1 protein-coding gene is annotated in these 1,084 nt (G+C 43.5%); it reads right to left on the reverse strand.

Annotated features, from left to right (window positions below; genetic code table 11):
• A partial coding sequence (locus ACLNCN_RS04900; RefSeq protein ID WP_424844751.1) for an AAA family ATPase occupies positions 1-1,084 on the reverse strand: 1,084 nt, incomplete at both ends.

Raw genomic sequence — 1,084 nt, forward strand, 5'->3', positions numbered from 1 at the left:
AATAATACCATCAAAACGGTTCATAAACTCTGGGCTAAAGAAGTTACCGAGTTCACCGAGAACAGAATTGGTACGTCCTTCTCTAGCAGCACCAAATCCAACGCTGGCTTCGGCCTTACCTGTACCTGCATTTGAGGTCATGATAATGATGGCATCCTTGAAGCTAACGGTACGTCCTTGCCCATCTGTCAAACGACCATCGTCCAAGACCTGGAGGAACATATGCATAACATCTGGATGGGCTTTCTCTACTTCATCCAAGAGAATAAGAGAATATGGATTACGGCGGACTTTTTCAGTTAATTGCCCAGCCTCATCGTAGCCAACATAACCTGGAGGGGCGCCGACCAACTTAGCTACACTGTGTTTTTCCATATATTCACTCATATCGAAGCGAATCATACTCTCAGCAGAACCAAAGAGTTCGATAGCTAGTTGTTTGGAAAGTTCTGTCTTACCGACGCCAGTTGGTCCGACGAAGAGGAAGCTTCCAATTGGGCGATTAGGCGTCCCAAGTCCAACACGATTACGGCGAATAGCCTTAGCAATCTTATCGACAGCATCGTCCTGTCCAATAACATGAGACTTGAGGTCTTCAGCTAGATGGATGAGTTGAGATTGTTCTTTCTCTTTCAAATCTCCAACAGGGATATTGGTTTTCTGTTCGATAATGTGCTCAATGGTTTTCTCACTGATGATAGGAGTATCTTGGTCTGTGACCTTTTTCTTTTGCATTTCCTTATATTTAGCAATCTGGTCACGGAAGTAGGCAGCTTTTTCAAAATCTTCCTCTCGTGTAGCTTGAGATTTGAGATTTTCAGCTTCAATCAAGCGTTGATCAATCACTTTAGGATCCACAAAATTCAAGGTTAAGTTCATCTTAGAACCTGCTTCATCTAGGAGGTCAATGGCCTTGTCAGGTAAGAAGCGATCTTGTATGTAGCGATTGGAAAGAGTTGCAGCTGCTTCAATTGCGGCATCGGTATATTGAACGTGGTGGTAGTCTTCGTATTTCTTTTGAATGCCTTTGAGGATAGTGATTGTTTCTTCCACCGTTGGTTCATCGACCTTAACCGGTTGCATA

The organism is Streptococcus sp. CL8.13, from assembly GCF_049737895.1.